General features: G+C 60.3%; 13 protein-coding genes and 5 pseudogenes. 11 read left to right on the forward strand and 7 right to left on the reverse strand.

Going from position 1 to position 16,306, the window contains the following annotated elements:
* Together groEL and NKH78_RS30565 are read left to right on the forward strand one after the other, a co-directional pair.
* Positions 1–1,001 (forward strand): chaperonin GroEL (groEL, locus tag NKH78_RS30560; protein WP_352884968.1); only part of this gene is annotated, 1,001 nt, incomplete at its 5' end.
* A gap of 108 nt (positions 1,002–1,109) precedes the next feature.
* Entirely contained in the window at positions 1,110–1,463 is a 354-nt protein-coding gene (locus NKH78_RS30565) for an ABC transporter permease (RefSeq protein ID WP_502899877.1), read from the forward strand.
* 322 nt (positions 1,464–1,785) lie between these two features.
* Here NKH78_RS30565 and NKH78_RS30570 read toward each other — a convergent pair whose 3' ends face one another.
* On the reverse strand, positions 1,786–2,187 hold the full coding sequence (locus tag NKH78_RS30570) for a hypothetical protein (RefSeq protein WP_352452639.1): 402 nt from the start codon (positions 2,185–2,187) through the stop codon (positions 1,786–1,788).
* Positions 2,188–2,445: 258 nt separating this feature from the next.
* On the opposite strand from NKH78_RS30570, the gene NKH78_RS30575 reads away from it, so the two are divergent.
* The gene (locus NKH78_RS30575) at positions 2,446–3,528 is read left to right on the forward strand and encodes an HPP family protein (RefSeq protein WP_352884970.1); all 1,083 of its coding nucleotides are present in this window, start codon (positions 2,446–2,448) and stop codon (positions 3,526–3,528) included.
* 449 nt (positions 3,529–3,977) lie between these two features.
* Here the strand turns inward: NKH78_RS30575 and NKH78_RS30580 are convergent, their stop codons facing one another.
* Positions 3,978–4,262 carry a hypothetical protein gene (locus NKH78_RS30580; RefSeq protein WP_352530290.1) on the reverse strand — a complete coding sequence of 95 codons (285 nt, stop codon included), beginning with the start codon at positions 4,260–4,262 and terminating at the stop codon, positions 3,978–3,980.
* Between the two features lie 855 nt (positions 4,263–5,117).
* Here NKH78_RS30580 and NKH78_RS30585 point away from each other — a divergent pair.
* On the forward strand, positions 5,118–6,773 hold the full coding sequence (locus tag NKH78_RS30585; protein WP_352884972.1) for an MFS transporter: 1,656 nt from the start codon (positions 5,118–5,120) through the stop codon (positions 6,771–6,773).
* Positions 6,774–6,805: 32 nt separating this feature from the next.
* Positions 6,806–7,300 (forward strand): annotated as a pseudogene (locus tag NKH78_RS30590) (ABC transporter transmembrane domain-containing protein); the annotation flags it as partial.
* A gap of 26 nt (positions 7,301–7,326) precedes the next feature.
* Here NKH78_RS30590 and NKH78_RS30595 read toward each other — a convergent pair.
* Both NKH78_RS30595 and NKH78_RS30600 read right to left on the reverse strand, forming a co-directional pair.
* Positions 7,327–7,926 carry a cold-shock protein gene (locus tag NKH78_RS30595; RefSeq protein WP_352884974.1) on the reverse strand — a complete coding sequence of 200 codons (600 nt, stop codon included), beginning with the start codon at positions 7,924–7,926 and terminating at the stop codon, positions 7,327–7,329.
* 279 nt (positions 7,927–8,205) lie between these two features.
* Positions 8,206–8,411: pseudogene (locus NKH78_RS30600) on the reverse strand (3-methyl-2-oxobutanoate hydroxymethyltransferase); the annotation flags it as partial.
* A gap of 147 nt (positions 8,412–8,558) precedes the next feature.
* Between NKH78_RS30600 and NKH78_RS30605 the strand changes: the two are divergent.
* Positions 8,559–9,521 (forward strand): NUDIX hydrolase, encoded by a 963-nt coding sequence (locus tag NKH78_RS30605; protein ID WP_352452634.1) that lies wholly within the window; start codon positions 8,559–8,561, stop codon positions 9,519–9,521.
* A 7-nt stretch (positions 9,522–9,528) separates the two neighbouring features.
* On the opposite strand, the pseudogene NKH78_RS30610 reads toward NKH78_RS30605, so the two are convergent.
* Positions 9,529–9,894, reverse strand: a pseudogene (locus NKH78_RS30610) (transposase); the annotation flags it as partial.
* Positions 9,895–10,013: 119 nt separating this feature from the next.
* On the opposite strand from NKH78_RS30610, the gene NKH78_RS30615 reads away from it, so the two are divergent.
* Complete coding sequence (locus tag NKH78_RS30615; RefSeq protein ID WP_352452632.1) at positions 10,014–10,298, forward strand: hypothetical protein; 285 nt, start codon at positions 10,014–10,016, stop codon at positions 10,296–10,298.
* 166 nt (positions 10,299–10,464) lie between these two features.
* Here NKH78_RS30615 and NKH78_RS30620 read toward each other — a convergent pair whose 3' ends face one another.
* Positions 10,465–11,151 (reverse strand): isopentenyl transferase family protein, encoded by a 687-nt coding sequence (locus tag NKH78_RS30620; protein WP_352515927.1) that lies wholly within the window; start codon positions 11,149–11,151, stop codon positions 10,465–10,467.
* A gap of 733 nt (positions 11,152–11,884) precedes the next feature.
* Here NKH78_RS30620 and NKH78_RS30625 point away from each other — a divergent pair.
* A pseudogene (locus tag NKH78_RS30625) lies at positions 11,885–12,224 on the forward strand (PIN domain-containing protein); the annotation flags it as partial.
* 227 nt (positions 12,225–12,451) lie between these two features.
* Here NKH78_RS30625 and hemN read toward each other — a convergent pair.
* A complete protein-coding gene (hemN, locus tag NKH78_RS30630; RefSeq protein ID WP_352884975.1) occupies positions 12,452–13,792 on the reverse strand; it encodes an oxygen-independent coproporphyrinogen III oxidase in 1,341 nt (446 codons plus the stop codon).
* A gap of 499 nt (positions 13,793–14,291) precedes the next feature.
* Between hemN and NKH78_RS30635 the strand changes: the two genes are divergently transcribed.
* The 3 genes and pseudogenes from NKH78_RS30635 to NKH78_RS30645 form a co-directional block, all read left to right on the forward strand.
* Complete coding sequence (locus NKH78_RS30635) at positions 14,292–14,675, forward strand: hypothetical protein (RefSeq protein WP_352884977.1); 384 nt, start codon at positions 14,292–14,294, stop codon at positions 14,673–14,675.
* Positions 14,676–14,837: 162 nt separating this feature from the next.
* Positions 14,838–15,998 (forward strand): porin, encoded by a 1,161-nt coding sequence (locus tag NKH78_RS30640; RefSeq protein ID WP_352884979.1) that lies wholly within the window; start codon positions 14,838–14,840, stop codon positions 15,996–15,998.
* A gap of 14 nt (positions 15,999–16,012) precedes the next feature.
* Positions 16,013–16,222 (forward strand): annotated as a pseudogene (locus NKH78_RS30645) (bifunctional hydroxymethylpyrimidine kinase/phosphomethylpyrimidine kinase); the annotation flags it as partial.
* Between the last annotated feature and the right edge of the window lie 84 nt (positions 16,223–16,306).

The following is a 16,306-nucleotide window of genomic DNA, read 5'->3' on the forward strand; positions in this document are numbered from 1 at the left end:
ACATTCTTCTCCACGAGAAGAAGCTCTCCAACCTGCAGGCCATGCTGCCGATCCTCGAGGCCGTCGTGCAGACCTCGAAGCCGCTGGTCATCATCTCGGAAGACGTCGAAGGCGAGGCCCTGGCCACGCTGGTCGTCAACAAGCTGCGTGGCGGCCTGAAGATCGCCGCCGTCAAGGCACCGGGCTTCGGTGATCGCCGCAAGGCCATGCTGGAAGACATCGCCATCCTCACCGGTGGCCAGGTCATTTCCGAAGACCTCGGCATCAAGCTCGAGAATGTCGGCCTGAACATGCTCGGCCGCGCCAAGAAGGTGTCGATCTCCAAGGAGAACACCACCATCGTCGACGGCGCCGGCAAGAAGGCCGAGATCCAGGGCCGCGTCGCCCAGATCAAGCAGCAGATCGAGGAGACCACCTCGGACTACGACAAGGAGAAGCTGCAGGAGCGTCTCGCCAAGCTGGCGGGCGGCGTTGCCGTCATCCGCGTCGGCGGTGCGACCGAGATCGAAGTCAAGGAAAAGAAGGACCGCGTCGATGACGCCCTCAACGCGACCCGTGCGGCCGTCGAAGAAGGCATCGTGCCCGGCGGCGGCGTCGCCCTGCTGCGCGCTTCGCTGGCCATCACCGTCACCGGCGCCAACTCCGACCAGACCGCCGGCATCGCCATCGTGCGTCGCGCGCTGCAGGCTCCGGCTCGCCAGATCGCCGCCAACGCCGGTGCGGAAGCATCGATCGTTGCCGGCAAGATCCTTGAGAACAAGGGCCCGACCTTCGGCTTCAACGCCCAGACCGGCGAATATGGCGACATGATCGCCATGGGTATCGTCGATCCGGTCAAGGTTGTGCGCACGGCTCTGCAGGACGCGGCCTCGGTCGCCGGCCTGCTGGTCACCACCGAAGCCATGATCGCGGAGGCTCCGAAGAAGGAGTCGGCTGGCGGCGGCATGCCGGCCGGTATGCCCGGCGGTGGCATGGGCGGCATGGGCGGTATGGATTTCTAATCCAGCCCCCTATCAATTTACAGCGGAAAGGGCGGTAGCAATGCCGCCCTTTTCTTGTGTGCCGAGCATGATCGACAGCTTGGAGGTGCAAGTCCTCTACCCAGCCTGATGGCGGCGAAGGTTAGCGAAGCGCAACGGCGTCGTGAGGCGGGTTCCGGCCGTGTCCTTTCGTTCAGCCGCTGGTCGAAACTCACGATGATCGTGCTGCCTTCCGCCGTGCCGTCGATCTTTACAGGGCTGCGAGAAGGCCTTGCCAACGGCTGGCAGACCCTGGTTGCGGTAGAACTCATCGCATCGTTCGAAGGGCTCGGATACCTGATGGCCTATGGCCGTCAGCTCTTTCAATTGAAACTCGTTCTTTCGGGCCATGATCGTGGTCGGCCTGACCGGATTGGTGATCCACGGCCTGCTCACGCTTGCCGAAACCATCTGCAACGCTGGCGTCCGGAGATCCCACGATGAGCCTGATCACGATTGCAGGTCGGGATAGGCTGTCGCACGGCGCTTCCATCGCACCGCCGCCCTTCCGCTCCATCGGCCGACATCTGCGGCCGCTTGCGGTGCCGATGGCGATGCTCGCGATTTGGGAGTTGCTCGCCCATGCCGGCGCTGCTGACCCACGTTTTCTACCGCGGCTGGGAGAGGTGGCGGCCCGCGGCATGGCAGAGTTCAGCCGAGGTGGCCTCGGCTCCAATCTTCTGGCGAGCCTGGAACGTGACCTGATCGGTTTCGTGTATGGCAGTGTGGCGGAATCGCGCTTGGTCCGGCGATCGATTTTCCCGCCTCATCGAACGCCTGAGAGGCTCGTGGTCGCGGTTGTATTACCGCTATTACGTGACCTGATCACGTTGACGATGCCAGCACCTTCATTGGCCACTTTCTGGACCATGTACGTCACATCCGGCTCCCCCGCCCGATCGACACGAGCCGGCTCTGTAACCAAGCCGCCGTCATATAGCGGTTCCACGACGGCACTGGCGGCAGTCGTCTTCTCAGCGGCTACAGGTGGACGTTTCAGCATGACGCCAACGAATCCGATGGTGGCAAGGACAGGCAGACCAAGCACCGCTAGAAGCTGTACTCCGCTGGAGTTCGCCTCGGAAGTGGAGCGACAAGGGCCTGATTTGTCTTGCCATGCCACATTGTCAGCACGCTTTTCGAAGCCTCTGAATTCCTTAGTGTCCATCCCAGCTCGACCTCCGACCATCCCCATTTCCGGCTGCCCGCGGCACGGCAGCCCTTGGCCTCTAGCTGCGCTCGAGCGGATCAGCGTGCCGTCTGCCTTCTCTAGCCGATCAAAATGTCTGCACCCATTTGGCAATGGCCGTTTCGCGCAAAAGTATTCCCCCGTGAGCCGACTTTCCGAATTGGCTTAACTTCCAAATCTGTGGCTTTGCCTGCATTGCGGAGCGCGGAGTTCCGACCACTCGCCCAAGGGTATGCCATGGCGTTTCGTCTCTTTGTTCCGATCCTTGCCGGTGCAACGCTGCGCGAGCGGCTGCTCGCCTGCATCGGGGCCATGATCGGCATCGCATTGACTCGCGTGATCAGTGCGCTGGCGAACGGGTCTGGCCCACATGTCGCACTGCTAGTTGCTCCAATGGGAGCATCGGCCGTGCTGCTCTTTGCCGTGCCTTCAAGCCCGCTGGCGCAACCTTGGTCGATTATCGGTGGCAATACGATTTCGGCGCTGGTCGGGGTGATCGTGGCGCATTTCGTGCGTGAACCCGTTCTTGCTACCGGCATTGCGGTGGCGCTGGCCATCGCCGCCATGTCGTTTACGCGCTGCCTGCATCCGCCGGGTGGCGCCGCCGCCTTAACTGCGGTGTTCGGCGGACCGGCCGTCTTCAGTTCCGGCTTGCTGTTTCCCTTCGTTCCGGTAGCGCTGAACTCGATCGTGCTGGTCGCACTCGGCTACGGCATCCATAAACTGTCGCGGCGCAACTATCCACATGTGGCGGCCCCCGCCCTTAAAAGCGCGCATGGAACCATCGATCCGCCGGCGCGGGAGCGGGTCGGCTTCCAGCCCGAGGATATCGATGCCGCGCTCGGCGCGCTGGAGGAAACCTTCGATATCGACCGCAACGATCTTGAGCGGCTGCTGCGGCAGGTCGAGTTGCAGGCGATGGTGCGCTCCCACCGCACCCTGCTGTGCGAGGACATCATGTCGCGCGATGTGATTTCGGTCGATGAACATGCGCCTGCCGACCAGGCGCGTCATTTGCTGCTCGATCACAACATCCGGACGCTGCCGGTGACCGACGCCGACGGCGGGCTGGTCGGTGTAGTTGGCCTGCGCGAGCTGACGAAGGCGACCGACGCGGTGAGGGCTGTGATGTCGAAGGCTGGCACCGCCTCTCCCGATACGCCGGCGATGAGCCTGCTGCCGGTCCTCACCGACGGCCGCAGCCATGCCGTGGTCATCGTCGATGCCGAGCGACGCATTATTGGGCTGATCACCCAGACCGACCTGCTGGCAGCGGCAGCGCGCGTGCACATGGCGGACACAACGCTGGCAGCGGCATAAAATAGTGATCCGGACTTGCTCAATCCGGGAACCCGATGGGGCGCCAATAGGATAGTGGTATTAAGTGCGGCCTTCCGCCTAAGACAATTCCTTTTTACGAGTAGATCAACCCTGAAACGCGACCGCGTGCTCAGGCATCTGGTTCACGTAGGCCAAGTACGACTGCAACAACGGAACACTCTTCAACCTTGCCGGTGGCCAGAGCCAGTCCGCTATGTCGACTAAAGGCGTGCGGACTACAAATGGAACCATCTGGTGGACGGCTCCTCTGCAACGATGGTAGCGCGGTTCGCATGTCCAAGGCTGGCTTGAAGCTCTACGTCGCGGGTTGAATGATCCTTGGCAAGGGTCGCGGCTCAGACGCCGAGGACGCGGTTCGCAATTCCATGCAGGTGGTCCTTTCCTTTGGTTCCTGCATTTCGCCTATGGTGAGGCGCGGCCGACTCCCCTCATGCATCACGCCGACGACCGCCGCTTCCTCGCCGCGCCAAGGGTTTGACTAGGCCGACGATAGACCATGCGATAAGCAATTCCGAAACGATGTGGCTTCCTTGCGCCAAGTCGGCTCTGTCGAACAGCGATGTCAACATGATCCTGAGTTCCGAGGGTTCGCCGCGCATCAATCCTATAACCTTGATGACGTTCCTGACTAGGAGGATGAGGCTGCTCCAACACGTCCACGGTGTTAGGAATTGCCATTGCACGAGTTGATCTCGGACTTCTTCGTCGCGCATCGCCAATTTCCAGCCCAATACCGCGCCTACGCTTGGTACCCCAACCACGCGGCCTATCGCCCTCATGCCCGCTTCGAGGACCCTCCAGGATCGGGCCTGTTCGGATAGGTGTGGGAGGCCGAGGCATCAGAGGGAACGGCCAGACGCTACCATGAGGATGCGCCATTTGCCGAAGAGCCGTGCCGTTACCTTCGCCACTGTGCGGAACGCGGGGCGACCGTCGCTTCAGCCATCAGGCTTTGGGTGTCATTTCTCCCCTGGCGGAGTCCACCGCCCCCGACAAAAAGTCTGACCTTTGCCAGTCTTCTACGGGCAAGCGTTCGCGCCAAAAGTTCAAAGCTGCGTCCATAACATTCAACAATGAAAGTCAGCCTCATCAGATCGAGCAGAAAGTCGTCGATGGCATGTGTGAGCGCGTGAGACTTTTGTTCAAGCTGAAGCAGCAAGGCGCGCGCCTCTTCGATCGCGGCCCGGCAACCGTCTGCGTCTATCAGGAATCAATCCTGTCTAAGATCTGCAAGCCCTCACCTCGCCCCAAGCCAGACTCAGCGCATCGAACGCCGTTGGAGAGAGTTTCCGACGAAAGAACATCGTCGCGTTTCGCGAAAAGGCATCGCTCGGCAAAGTGCGCGTTGATGAAGCATGCTGCGTCAAACTACAAGCAAGAATCCGGGCTCCACCCAGGTGATGTCTTCGAAGGCGGGGTGAGCCGGCTCGGGCATGCGTCTCGGCCGCAACCCTTAATCACGAGGAACTGTGCCGCAAGGCAAACAGTTTCTCTCTATTCTTCTAGCCGCCACGGTTCAGCCTAGATTACATGGGAAACGGCAATAACGGAAAGCAAAGGTTGGCAAAATGAGTAGGGTGGCTGGATCAAATGAAGATTTGGCTGCACCAACGACCTTTGCGCCACTTTTGCAGCCCACCTTTCGGTCGATCTGGCTCGCCACGCAAGTCTCGAGCCTCGGCTGGTTGATGCAGACTGTTGCCATCAGTTGGCTGATGGCTACCATCTCGACTTCCGATCTGATGGTTGCGCTGGTGCAGGCTTCATCGAACCTGCCGGCTTTCATTTTGTCCGTGTTCGCCGGGGTTCTCGCTGACAATTTCAGCCGTCGCAGGGTTATGTTCGCCGGCCGCTGCCTTATGGTGATAGCATCTGCGATGCTGACCGCTGTTGTAGCGCTGGGCTTTGTCGACCCATGGATGATTCTCGGCTTCAGCTTTTTAATCGCATGCGGCGGCGCTCTCAACGATCCCGCCTGGCAGGCGTCGGTTGGCGATATGGTGGACCGGCGCGATGTTCCCGCTGCCGTTACCCTGCTTTCCGTTGGCTTCAACACCGTACGGACCGTGGGCCCGGCGCTCGGCGGCATCGTGGTTGCCTCCTTCGGGCTTTTGGCCGCTTTTACCGTGACCACCCTCACCTATTTGGTACCCTTGGCCACCATATGGCGCTGCAAGTGGAAGGTCCGCTCGTCGCCTCTTCCGCGCGAGTCGATGAGGAGGGCCATCTATGACGGGCTGCGCTTCACGGCGATGTCATCGGAAATCAAAGCGGCGATCGCACGCGGAACCCTCTTTGGCCTGGCGAGCATCGCCATACTCGCGCTGCTGCCGCTGATTGTCCGCGACCAGTTGGGAGGAGGCCCGCTCGCCTATGGCACGCTCATGGCAGGTTTCGGAACAGGCGCGGTCTTCGCCGGCCTCTCCAACAGCCTGTTCAGACGGAGCTTGTCGCAAGAACAGCTGATGAGGCTCTCCTGCGTCGCCTGCGCGGCGTGCTCCCTCTCCCTGGCGCTGACCTCTTCGATCGTCGTGGCGGCAATTGCACTTGCTTTGGGCGGCGCAGGCTGGGTCACTGCCTGGTCCGGGGTTGGCGTGAGCGTGCAGCTGGCAAGCCCGCGCTGGGTCGTGGGGCGCACAATCTCCATCTACTATGCATTGATAGACGGCGGCATAGCGGCCGGCAGCTGGGTGTGGGGCACCGTTTCCCAGAACCATTCGCTGACCTGGGCGCTAGAGGGTTCCGCTGCGGCCCTGCTGCTCGTTGCTGCAGCCGGCGTTCTGTTTCCTCTTCGCGAGCGCCGCGAGTCCGAGCCCGATCCTTTGGAGGAATTCGACGCCCCAGCTGTCGCTCTCAGTTTGAAGCCGAGAAGCGGCCCGATCGTGGTCAAGATCGAATATCTGATAGCCGAGAGAAATGTCGAGGCCTTCCTCGACCTCATGCGGCAGCGGCGTCATGTACACAGCCGCGTCGGTGCTCGGAACTGGACGCTCCAGCGCAACCTTCAGAAGCCTATGCAGTGGACAGAAACGTTCCGAACGCCGACCTGGACCGACTACCTTCGCCTCAATCATCGTCTCACGGAAGTAGACAAGGAACTGGACGAGCGTGTCTTCCAGTTACACGCGGGAGAGAAAGCGCCTCAAATGACGCTTTCGATTGAGCGGCCGACAAGCTCGGCCCGGAAACCCGACCAGTCAATCCTTCACCTTCCCCGTCATTGAAGCCTGACCTTCCCATATCTGGGCATCAGCGATCGTTAAAGATCCGGGTGATGGATGAGAATCTCGGCGGCATCCGTGTCGTGCGTGCCTTCGCCGCGCAGCCGCACGAGCTGGAAAAGTTCGACCGCGCCAAGCAGGACGCGCCTTGATCTCGCCAATGAGCGCGTTGACATCCGTGTCGGCAACACCAGCGCCATGAATTTCTCGTTCCTGACCGCCATGGGCCTGGTGCTCTGGTTCGGTGGCCAGAAACTGATCGCAGGTCAAATCAGCGTCGGCACGCTGGCCCTGTTGCTCACCTTCATGACCATTCTACAGATGCCGTGCGCTAGCTCGGATTGATGGTCAACTCGTTCGCGCGCGCCTCGACCTGCGGCACGCGGCTGTTCGAGTTGCTCGACGCCGAACTTGACATCGAGGACGCGGCGGGCGCCAGGGATCTCGTCGTCACCGACGGCGTGCTGCGCTTCGACAATGTCGGTTTCTGCTACGCGGGCTCGAGCGGCCGCCCGACGCTCTCCGGCATCCTTCGAGGCGAGCAATGCATCGCCGTCTAGGCAAGGCGAATGCTCCGGACTTCCCAGCCTTTCTTGCCTTGCCCGCATTCGACAAACACCTTCTGTCCCGCCACCAGCACGCTGAGCCCTGAGCGCGTCAGGGCGCTGGCATGAACGAAGGCGTCCTTCTCACCGTTCTCAGGAGCAATGAAGCCGAAGCCCTTTTCGGGTTTGTACCACTTGACCGTGCCCCCGCTCTCCAGCTGCGCACCGGTTTCAACGAAGGTCCCTCCAGCGACGCGCGTATGTGACGGAGTTTTCGCGCGGAGATCGCCGATCTCCAGCACCTGCGCGACTTGATGACCTTTTGGACTTTTTTCGACCGTGATCTTGAGAGGCGTTCCCGCGGCAACATCCCGGGTTCCGGCCGCCTCTAACACTCGCACGTGCAGATAGGCCTCCGTGCCGTCCGACAGTTTGACGAAGCCAAAACCCTTGCTGACTGTGAACCACAATACCTCCGCATCGACAGGATCTGCCGTCACGGTCGGCGGGCGCTGAAAATAGCTTGGCTCGGAAGTCCGTTCCGAAAAGGAAACGGGGTCATCGTCATAGCGATGCCGGCGTGGCTCGCGATGGTCTCGATATTTGCCCATGATCATCTCGACTGGCATGGATGGCGCACTGCGCTACCGTCAAGATAATCTCAATCGGGCGACGCGTTTATGTCAAAAAGGCCGTGAAGACCGCAGCTGTGCCCGGCCTATCGGCCGAACCCTTTGAAACTAGATTCATTTCCCCTGAAACAATAGTGCCGCCGAGTCGATTTACTGACTCGCATAGGTTGTGTTGGAGTGAGAGTGCGATGATGCTGGCGCGGGCGCACTGGAAGGGCTTTATCAGGCATTCCGGAAAGCCTGCTCCGGGTTTCTTCAAAAGGAACCGAACGGCGGGTCGACGACCATTTGCGCTACGGCGCAGGTCTGACCGTGCATGATCATCATCTCCAGCGTCACGCCCAGCGTCGACGCCAAGCCGTGGAGAACTATGCCGCGCTGTCGCCGACGAGAACAACGTCGCAATGTCGATCGACGAGCTTTGAATCGGCGCACTCAATGGGCCTCCTTCCCCAAGCACGGATGTCGCGTTGGCACTTTTTATGCAGCTGCGAAGAGCTAAAATCGCCACGACGGGTGGTGTTGACGCGCCGACAATTATCAGACAAAAACGGAATTCAATCGGTTCAGCGGCCTACGCGGCAGGGCTCTGCTCAACAACCTCGGGGACCATGGACGAACGCGCAAAAGGGATTAGGAAAGGCGGAGCTGGAGGCAAGGCCAACGACGTCAATGCGGACTTAATCGCCGTTGTGGTCGCCATGGACAGCAGCGCCCCCTGCGTTCTGACCATCCCGCAGGCAAACGCCCTGCCCTCGGGCCCGTTCGAGCTTGCTCACCGTTCGCTGCAGTCGGGCCTCAGGGGATGGGTGGAACAACAGACCGGCCAGCCGCTCGGCTATATCGAACAGCTCTACACCTTCGCCGATCGCGACAGGGTTGGCGCTGACGACCGCGTGGTCTCTATCAGCTATCTGGCGCTCACCCACCAAGACGAAGCTGGCGACCCGGCCGGGCGACACTGGGGAAGCTGGTACGACTATTTCCCGTGGGAGGATCACCGCTCCGGCACACCGGCGGTCGTGTTGGACGAATTGCGGCCGCGCCTGATGGAATGGGCGGATGGCACTGACGACAGTACGACACGCCTCGACCGACGACGGCGGGCGGCGATCGCCTTCGGCTTTGACGACCGCCATTGGAACGAGGAACTCGCGCTTCAACGTTATGAGCTGCTCTACGAAGCCGCCCTGGTGGAGGAAGCAATACGCGCCGGACATTCCGCTGCGCCCACCTGGGTCTCGGGCAGATCGATGATCGCCGATCATCGTCGCATCCTGGCGACCGGCATTGCGCGGCTGCGCTCCAAGATCAAATATCGGCCGGTCGTATTCGAACTGATGCCGCCGGTCTTCACGCTTTTGCAGCTGCAGCGCACCGTGGAGGCGCTTGCCGGCAGGCTCGTGCGTAAGCCGAACTTTCGCCGGCTGATCGAGCAGCAGGAGCTGGTCGAGGAGACCGGTGAGACAACCGCGGAAACCGGCGGCCGGCCGGCGCAACTTTATCGCTTCCGTCACGCCGTTCTCGACGAGAGGGTGATAGCCGGAACAAAATTGCCGCTCTCGCGGGCTTGACCCGCCTTGCGCCAGCAGCCCTGACGATGTCGCGGACGGCTTGGCCCTTGTGAGAACCGGGATTGTCGAGAATGACGATGTCGCCCGGCTTCAGTGTTTTGTTGAGTTCGGTTTCGACATAGACGCGAAAGGCCTGCGTATTGATGGGTCCGTCAATGACCCAAGGCGCCTCCACCCGATCATGCCGCAGCGCGGTGATGAAGGTCATCGTCTTCCAATGGCCATATGGTGCGTGGGCCATCAGCCGCTTGCCGCGCACACCCCAGCCGCGCAACGGCGCCATGTTGGTCTTGACCCATGTTTCATCCAGGGAGACCAGGCGCGTAGGGTCAATGCGGGTCTGATAGCGCATCCATTGCGCACACCCGCGCATCAGCTTTGGCTTGAGCTGCTCGGCCGGCAGAACGGTTTTTTTGAAGCTCTTGCCCTCGCGGTGCAGGAAGCGACCGACGCTCGCAGGAGACCACGTTCAGCCAGTGCCGCCGTCAATTGATGAAGCGTCATGTTGGCATCTCGCTCAACCTCGCCCAGGACGAAAGCACGGTGCTCCCCGTCGATCAGATAGGGCCGATGACCACCCATCTTGCCGGGTGCCGCACTGCCACGGCGACGCTTGCGGCCTCGGGCGTTTCCTGGGCGAAGGCGGTGGCGATGAAAGCCGAGACGACGCCACAGACTGGGCTGGCGGATAGTAGTTCGCGAGTCAGCCACGGTAGCGGTCGCTACGAAGCGCGCAGCACTTTGTCATCGGTACATTCCGTCCCATGCCTGAAATGAGCAGTGCAGCCATGTCGCCTCCTCCGCAGTCACCGTGGCGAAAGCAATCCTTCCGCTGCCACACGGACCTAATGTCGCCTGGCACTAGCTTGCTTCAGCAAACCACTTAGCGCAATTCTCAGGAGCTACCGTGCCCGCACCGCAGGCGAGGTCCGGGGAGGCTTGCTCACTCAGTTTGCCATTCTGGAAAGTCGCGTTCTTGCCAACGCGCATATTCGAGATATTCTCTCGCAATCGCCTCTACAAGATCTTGTTGGAGCTCTTTGCGAAGGCACGGCATTTCGCTGATTGCCAAGCTGTGCTCTCTCGCAAAACGAATGGCGCAACGATATCCGTCAACGTCTTCCAAAGTGGGACGGACTGCATCTTCCTTCCACTGATCCGCAAGTTCCTGCAGCAACGAAGGTTGTCCTTCTCTTGTGACAAACATGTCTGTGACCCGACGCTTGGCTCTCTCCAGAAAGGCGTCCGAGTTGCCGAGCCGCAACCGCCTTACATGCCACCGAAAAGCGCCATCCCAATGCTGACTTCGCGCCATTAAATTGAGAAGGGAGATCGAACCGCCTTCGAGGATGAGCCCCGGCTGGGAACTACGCTCATCCACTTGCATTATCAGCTTACGATGGGCGGTCTCGGCGTCGATTATGCCCGCGGTTAGCGGGCGCGAATCCAAGTAGATCCGCTGGGTAGATTGCAGTTCGGAATCCGAGGGACGCCCGCTGCCGGTGGCGATTTGAGGACAGCATTGTACACGATCCAGCGCAATGACCGGCCATCCGGTCTCTCGTGCAATTTGGATTGCCGCGTCTGTTTTGCCGCTGCAGGTCGGCCCGTAAATCAAATAGATTAGCATGTGTATGCCGCTTAGTTTATCGGAACTAACCGCCCCCCAAGCACAAGATACTCGGTAGGCTTTCACCGGACTTGTCGCAAACATTTTGACAAGCGGCGATTATGCCCTGAAACGACGCCATTTTCGAACTTTGTGAAGTCCGAAAGGGCGCAAGCAGCCCGTTCTGGTCGTTCAGTCCAGTCACCAACGCCTCTGTTTGACGTTTGACGACGGTCCACTTTGCACATCTCATGCCGACTGTGACGCAACGCGGCACCGCAGGATGGTGACCTCGTTGTCTCCGGCAAAAGATCCTTGCGCGTCTTGGGTTAATCGAGGCGGCGGCGCACGGGCGCCTTATTGTCTCGGAACATGGCCAGGAAGGCGGCTGATCAACAAAAGTGGAAGACGGTGTCCCGACGACCTCACCGATTTGTGAGGCGACCGAGGATCTGCCCGACATCGTCGATCTCGTCCTCGAGGTGGGCCGTGTGCCGGCCGCGCCGCCAAAGCCTCCTCCCCTGCCGGTCCGGCTGGAAGCCTCGTCGAAACGGCACAGGAGTACACCAAAGCCGCCAGCGCGCAAACACACAGACCGCCGGCGGAAGGATTTGGCGCTTTTTGCGTGGCGTCCGCTCCGATTCCCCGGAAGGGCAGCTGGCTGCTGTTTTCTGGGCACTCGCTGCGCATCGCCGCTGCGCAACGCCGAACTGGACATCGAGCGGCTACGCGATGAACCGCATGGTCTGCCATTGTGAGGCTCTTGCTCGACACTAATGGCCTCTCCGAGGTGACGAGGCCGAGCCCTGACGCGCGCGTGCTGGAATGGATGACGGGCTCGATGAAGACCGCTCATTTATCAGGTTGTGTCGATCGCCGAGATCCGGCGCGGCGCTGCCCTCATAGACAAAGGTCGGAAACGTGACGCACTGGCCGGATGGCTCGCCCGGGACCTGCCGCAGCGCTTCGAGCCGAGAGTCCTGCCCGTGGACGAACTGGTTGCCCTGGCCTGGGGCGACCTGACGGGCCTCGCGAAGCGGCGTGGCCGCGGTCTGTCATCGATGGACGGGCTGATTGCAGCCACCGCGATTTCCTGACCCACCACATGGCGGGGATATTCATGCGCTGACGGCGAAACACCCAGATGTCCCGCACCTACCACGATCAATATGGAAACGCCTCGGTGGCAGCCACGAGGTCGATGTCATTGAAGATGAGATGAAATAGGCGGATCAGCTCTGCTTTTCGCATCCTTGACGCGCGCTTCATGACAGGCCTCGGCCAAGGGCGTCGAGTTTAGCTTCCGGTTGGATGCTTGCCCTCACCTGTGGCTATGCTTACGGCCATCCCGATCGAGAAAAGCATCGAACGCGGCAGCGACAGCGCGAATTACAAAGCGATGCTCCCGCCGTACGCGGACAAAACCGTTTTCGAAGTCCACTATCCCGTCCTCGGCCAGCATCGCCAAGCGTTCAGCTGAATCGAGAAGACGGATCGGATCAGATCCGTGGGCGGCACAGATTGCCTGCACATCGGCCTCGAGATCGCACATTAGTCGCTCGATAATTGCGGCTCGCACGCGGTCGTCGTCGGTGAGGCGATAGCCCTTTGACGTCGCCAGACGGCCAGCTGCGATGTGCTGGATGTAGGAATCCCGTGTAACTTCGTTTTGGACGTACCCCTCGCCGACGCGGCCGATAGCCGACGCGCCGAAACCGATCAGGGTTCTGCAGGTGGTGGCCGAGTAGCCCAGCGAGTTACGCCGCAGGCGACCCGTTTTCTGTGCCAGCGCGAGCTCGTCGTCCGGCAAGGCGAAGTGGTCGAGCCCGATCTCACGGTAGCCGGCGGCAATCAGCGTCGCGGCCACGGCCGCATACTGTTCGGCGCGGGCAGCGCTGCCCGGAAGAACTGCCTCCTCGATGAGGCGCTGATTCTTTATAAGCGACGGGATGTGCGCATAGCCGAACACCGCAAGCCGGTCGGGGCGCATTGCGACCGCCGCCCTCGCGGTCTCGACGCAGGACTGCACCGTTTGATGCGGGAGACCGAAGATGAGGTCGAAGTTGATGCGGCTTACTCCATGCCGGCGCAGCATTTCCACGGCAGCTGACGTCTGCGCCTCACTCTGAACCCGGTTGATTGCTTTTTGAACAATGGGATCGAAGCTCTGCACGCCGAGACTCACACGGTTCACGCCGGCTGCTCCTAAGGCCTCGGCCATCTCGGCCGTGAACGTGCGCGGATCAATCTCGACGGCAACCGTAGCTGTTTTCGTGAGAGCGAAGCGGCGTCGCAGGAACTCCATCAGAGCCAGGAACTCGGCTGGTCCTATGAGAGACGGCGTTCCGCCGCCGAAATGCATGTCGCTCACGGGCAGCGTCTGCGGCGCTCGCTCCGAGACCAAACGGATCTCGTCACGCAGGGCCGCCAGATAGTTGAGGATCGGCGCATCATGGCGGGTGATGGTGGTGGGGAAGCCACAATACCAGCAAGCTGATCGGCAGAACGGAACGTGGAAATAGAGCGACACCGGATCGTCAGCCGGCAGGTTCCTGAGCCATTCCTCATAAGCCTCGGCGCCGACCGCCCCAGAGAACTCTGACACAGTCGGATAGATAGTGTACCAAGGCAGGCCGGCCTCGCGATATTTTGTGGTCTGCAACAGTTACCGTCCCATGCTGATAACCGCCAACCTTACCGCTGCGCTCGCCTGTGTCTTTGCGCTATGTCAGTCCGTTCCGCTTTGGGCTCGAAACTTGTATTTCTCAGCAATAGCGGCCGTTCAGTCTTGGCTGGACGGTCAGCGACTGGCCATGGCTGTTCCCGCCGCGACCCTCACGCGCACCGTTTGGTTCCACCATCCCTTCCCTTCAGCCTGCGCCTGGTCGAGTAGATTCTGCTGAGCGCGGCTGCCGCATCCAACGAGATAACACGGCGTTGGGACCAGACTTTGCTCGCCAGCTAGCGCAGCCCCATAGTGATCTCTGGCATCTCGATGAGCTCGTTGTGTGAATTGCTGGCAAGAAGCATTAGCTGTGGCGCGCCGTCTATCAGGACGAGAGGCTGCTCGACGCGACCGTCAGGTCGGCCGCAATGCCAAGGCCGGCGCGCCTACTGACTCCGTGGTGGAGGCAAGGCTGCGCGTCAGCGCGTGATTACCGATGATCGCGCTCGCCAAAATGACGGCGTCGTACCGAGCGGTGCCGCCGCATGATGTCTCAACGTCGGGGCTCACAGCAGACAAAGCTGTCGCCATTGAACGAAACTGTCGCGAAGCGAACAGACGAACCGTAGCCGAAACGTTTGCCGTTCGTGCTTGGGTTGATCCGCAAGGCAAAAAGGAAGGAAGAGCGAACCAAGGTCCGCCGGCACACTTGAGCTTCAAGCCGCAGCTGCGTCGTCAGGATGGCACGTCATTTGCAGTAGAAGCCTTTGTGACAGCCCGCCCACAACTAGCGGAGATGACGGGGATGATTTGTACAGAAATGTTGGATGGAGTCGTTTCGGCGATTATTATATTTGTAATAACAATCGCATATTTGTAACAATAACACCCAATCATATTCTCAATTTCTGATGAATATCTGGCGTGACGAGCGCATCAAAACTACTCAAATTCAACTCAATGTGCATCGTTACCGACTGTTTCCTTAGCAAGACTTCATCACTGACGTCCATTCCTTTTACTCTTTAAACGGAGATCAACAATGAACATTAGGAGCCTCCTCCTCGGCTCAACTGCGGCACTGATTGCCGTTTCCGACGCTCGCGCCGTGACCGCCGTTGCCGAGCCTGACCCGACTGAGTACGTTAAAATCTGCGACGTCTACGGCTCGGGCTACGTCTACATTTCAGGCACTGAGACCTGCGTGCGCATCGGCGGCTATGTCCGTTACGACGTCGGCTTGGGCCATGTCGGATTGGTTGATCACGCAAGAACCTCGGATGTGAGGACTGGTGAGGATCAGGGCACATGGCAAAACAACACGCGCTTCACATTGAAAACTTGGACCGGCCAGGAGACCGAACTCGGCACGTTGAAGACCTACACCGAAACCCGCATGAACTTCGGCAACCGCGGCGCTTCGGTTTCGGACAGTTCTCGGCCCTATGCCTTCAACGGAGACAGCACTTTGACTTTCGCCTGGATTCAGCTTGGTGGCCTCCGAGTTGGTAAGGACTGGTCGGCCTTCGACATGTTTATTGGCGGCGCAGGTGACGTACTCAACCAGACGCCGGTTCCGTACGGCCCTTTCGATACCAATGTGGTTCAGTACTACTTCGACGTCGGGAACGGCTTTTCGGCCGTGGTTTCGCTCGAAGAAGGCTCGGGCGTGGTCGGCACAATCGACAGCTACGCTCCGCACGTAGTCGGCGGCTTGAAATACACACATGGCTGGGGCGCGATCACCGGCGTTGCCGCTTATGATAGCAACTACGAATCGGTGGCCGCCAAGGTCCGTGTCGACATCAATGTCACCAACGAACTGTTGCTGTTCGGAATGCTCGGCTACGGTTCCAACGGCAAGCTCAACGACGACTCCAAGAACGCCATCGACGCTCATGGTCGCGGCTTCTATAAGAGTTGGGGCGGGAACTGGGCTTTCTGGGCTGGCGCCACTTACAAGCTCAACGAGACAACTTCGTTCAACCTTCAGCTCTCCGGTGATCAGCTCAAGAACCATGGTGTCGCTGCAAACGTCGCCTATGCGTTTCTTCCAGATTTCACAGTTACGGCGGAACTCGACTATGGCCGATACGGTAACTTCGCCGTCGGCAAGGTGGACGGCGCTTCCAACATGAATTGGACCAACGCCAACAAGAAGAGCAGTGTCGGCGGAATCCTGCGTTTCGAACGCTCATTCTAACGGATGAAAGGGCGCTGAGGCAGGCATCGCATGTACTTGTCGTCGGCGGATCGGACTCCAGTGGGGGTGCCGGAATCGCGCGCGATATCGAGACGCTCTCCTCCATGGGCGTGCGCAGCTGCCTTGCCGTCACTGCGGTGACGGTGCAAACACACGACAGCGTCACGGACATCCTTCATCTGCAACCCGGTCTGGTGGCCGATCAGATGCGTGCAGCGATCTCGCGGGCGTCGCGGCGTAGTGAGCGCGGGCGCGGCCGTGATGATCGTGGCGGGAGGGAGAGGTAAGGAGCGTCTTTCCTTTGAGAA

The sequence above is a fragment of the Mesorhizobium sp. M0910 genome (assembly GCF_040319465.1).
GTDB lineage: Bacteria > Pseudomonadota > Alphaproteobacteria > Rhizobiales > Rhizobiaceae > Mesorhizobium.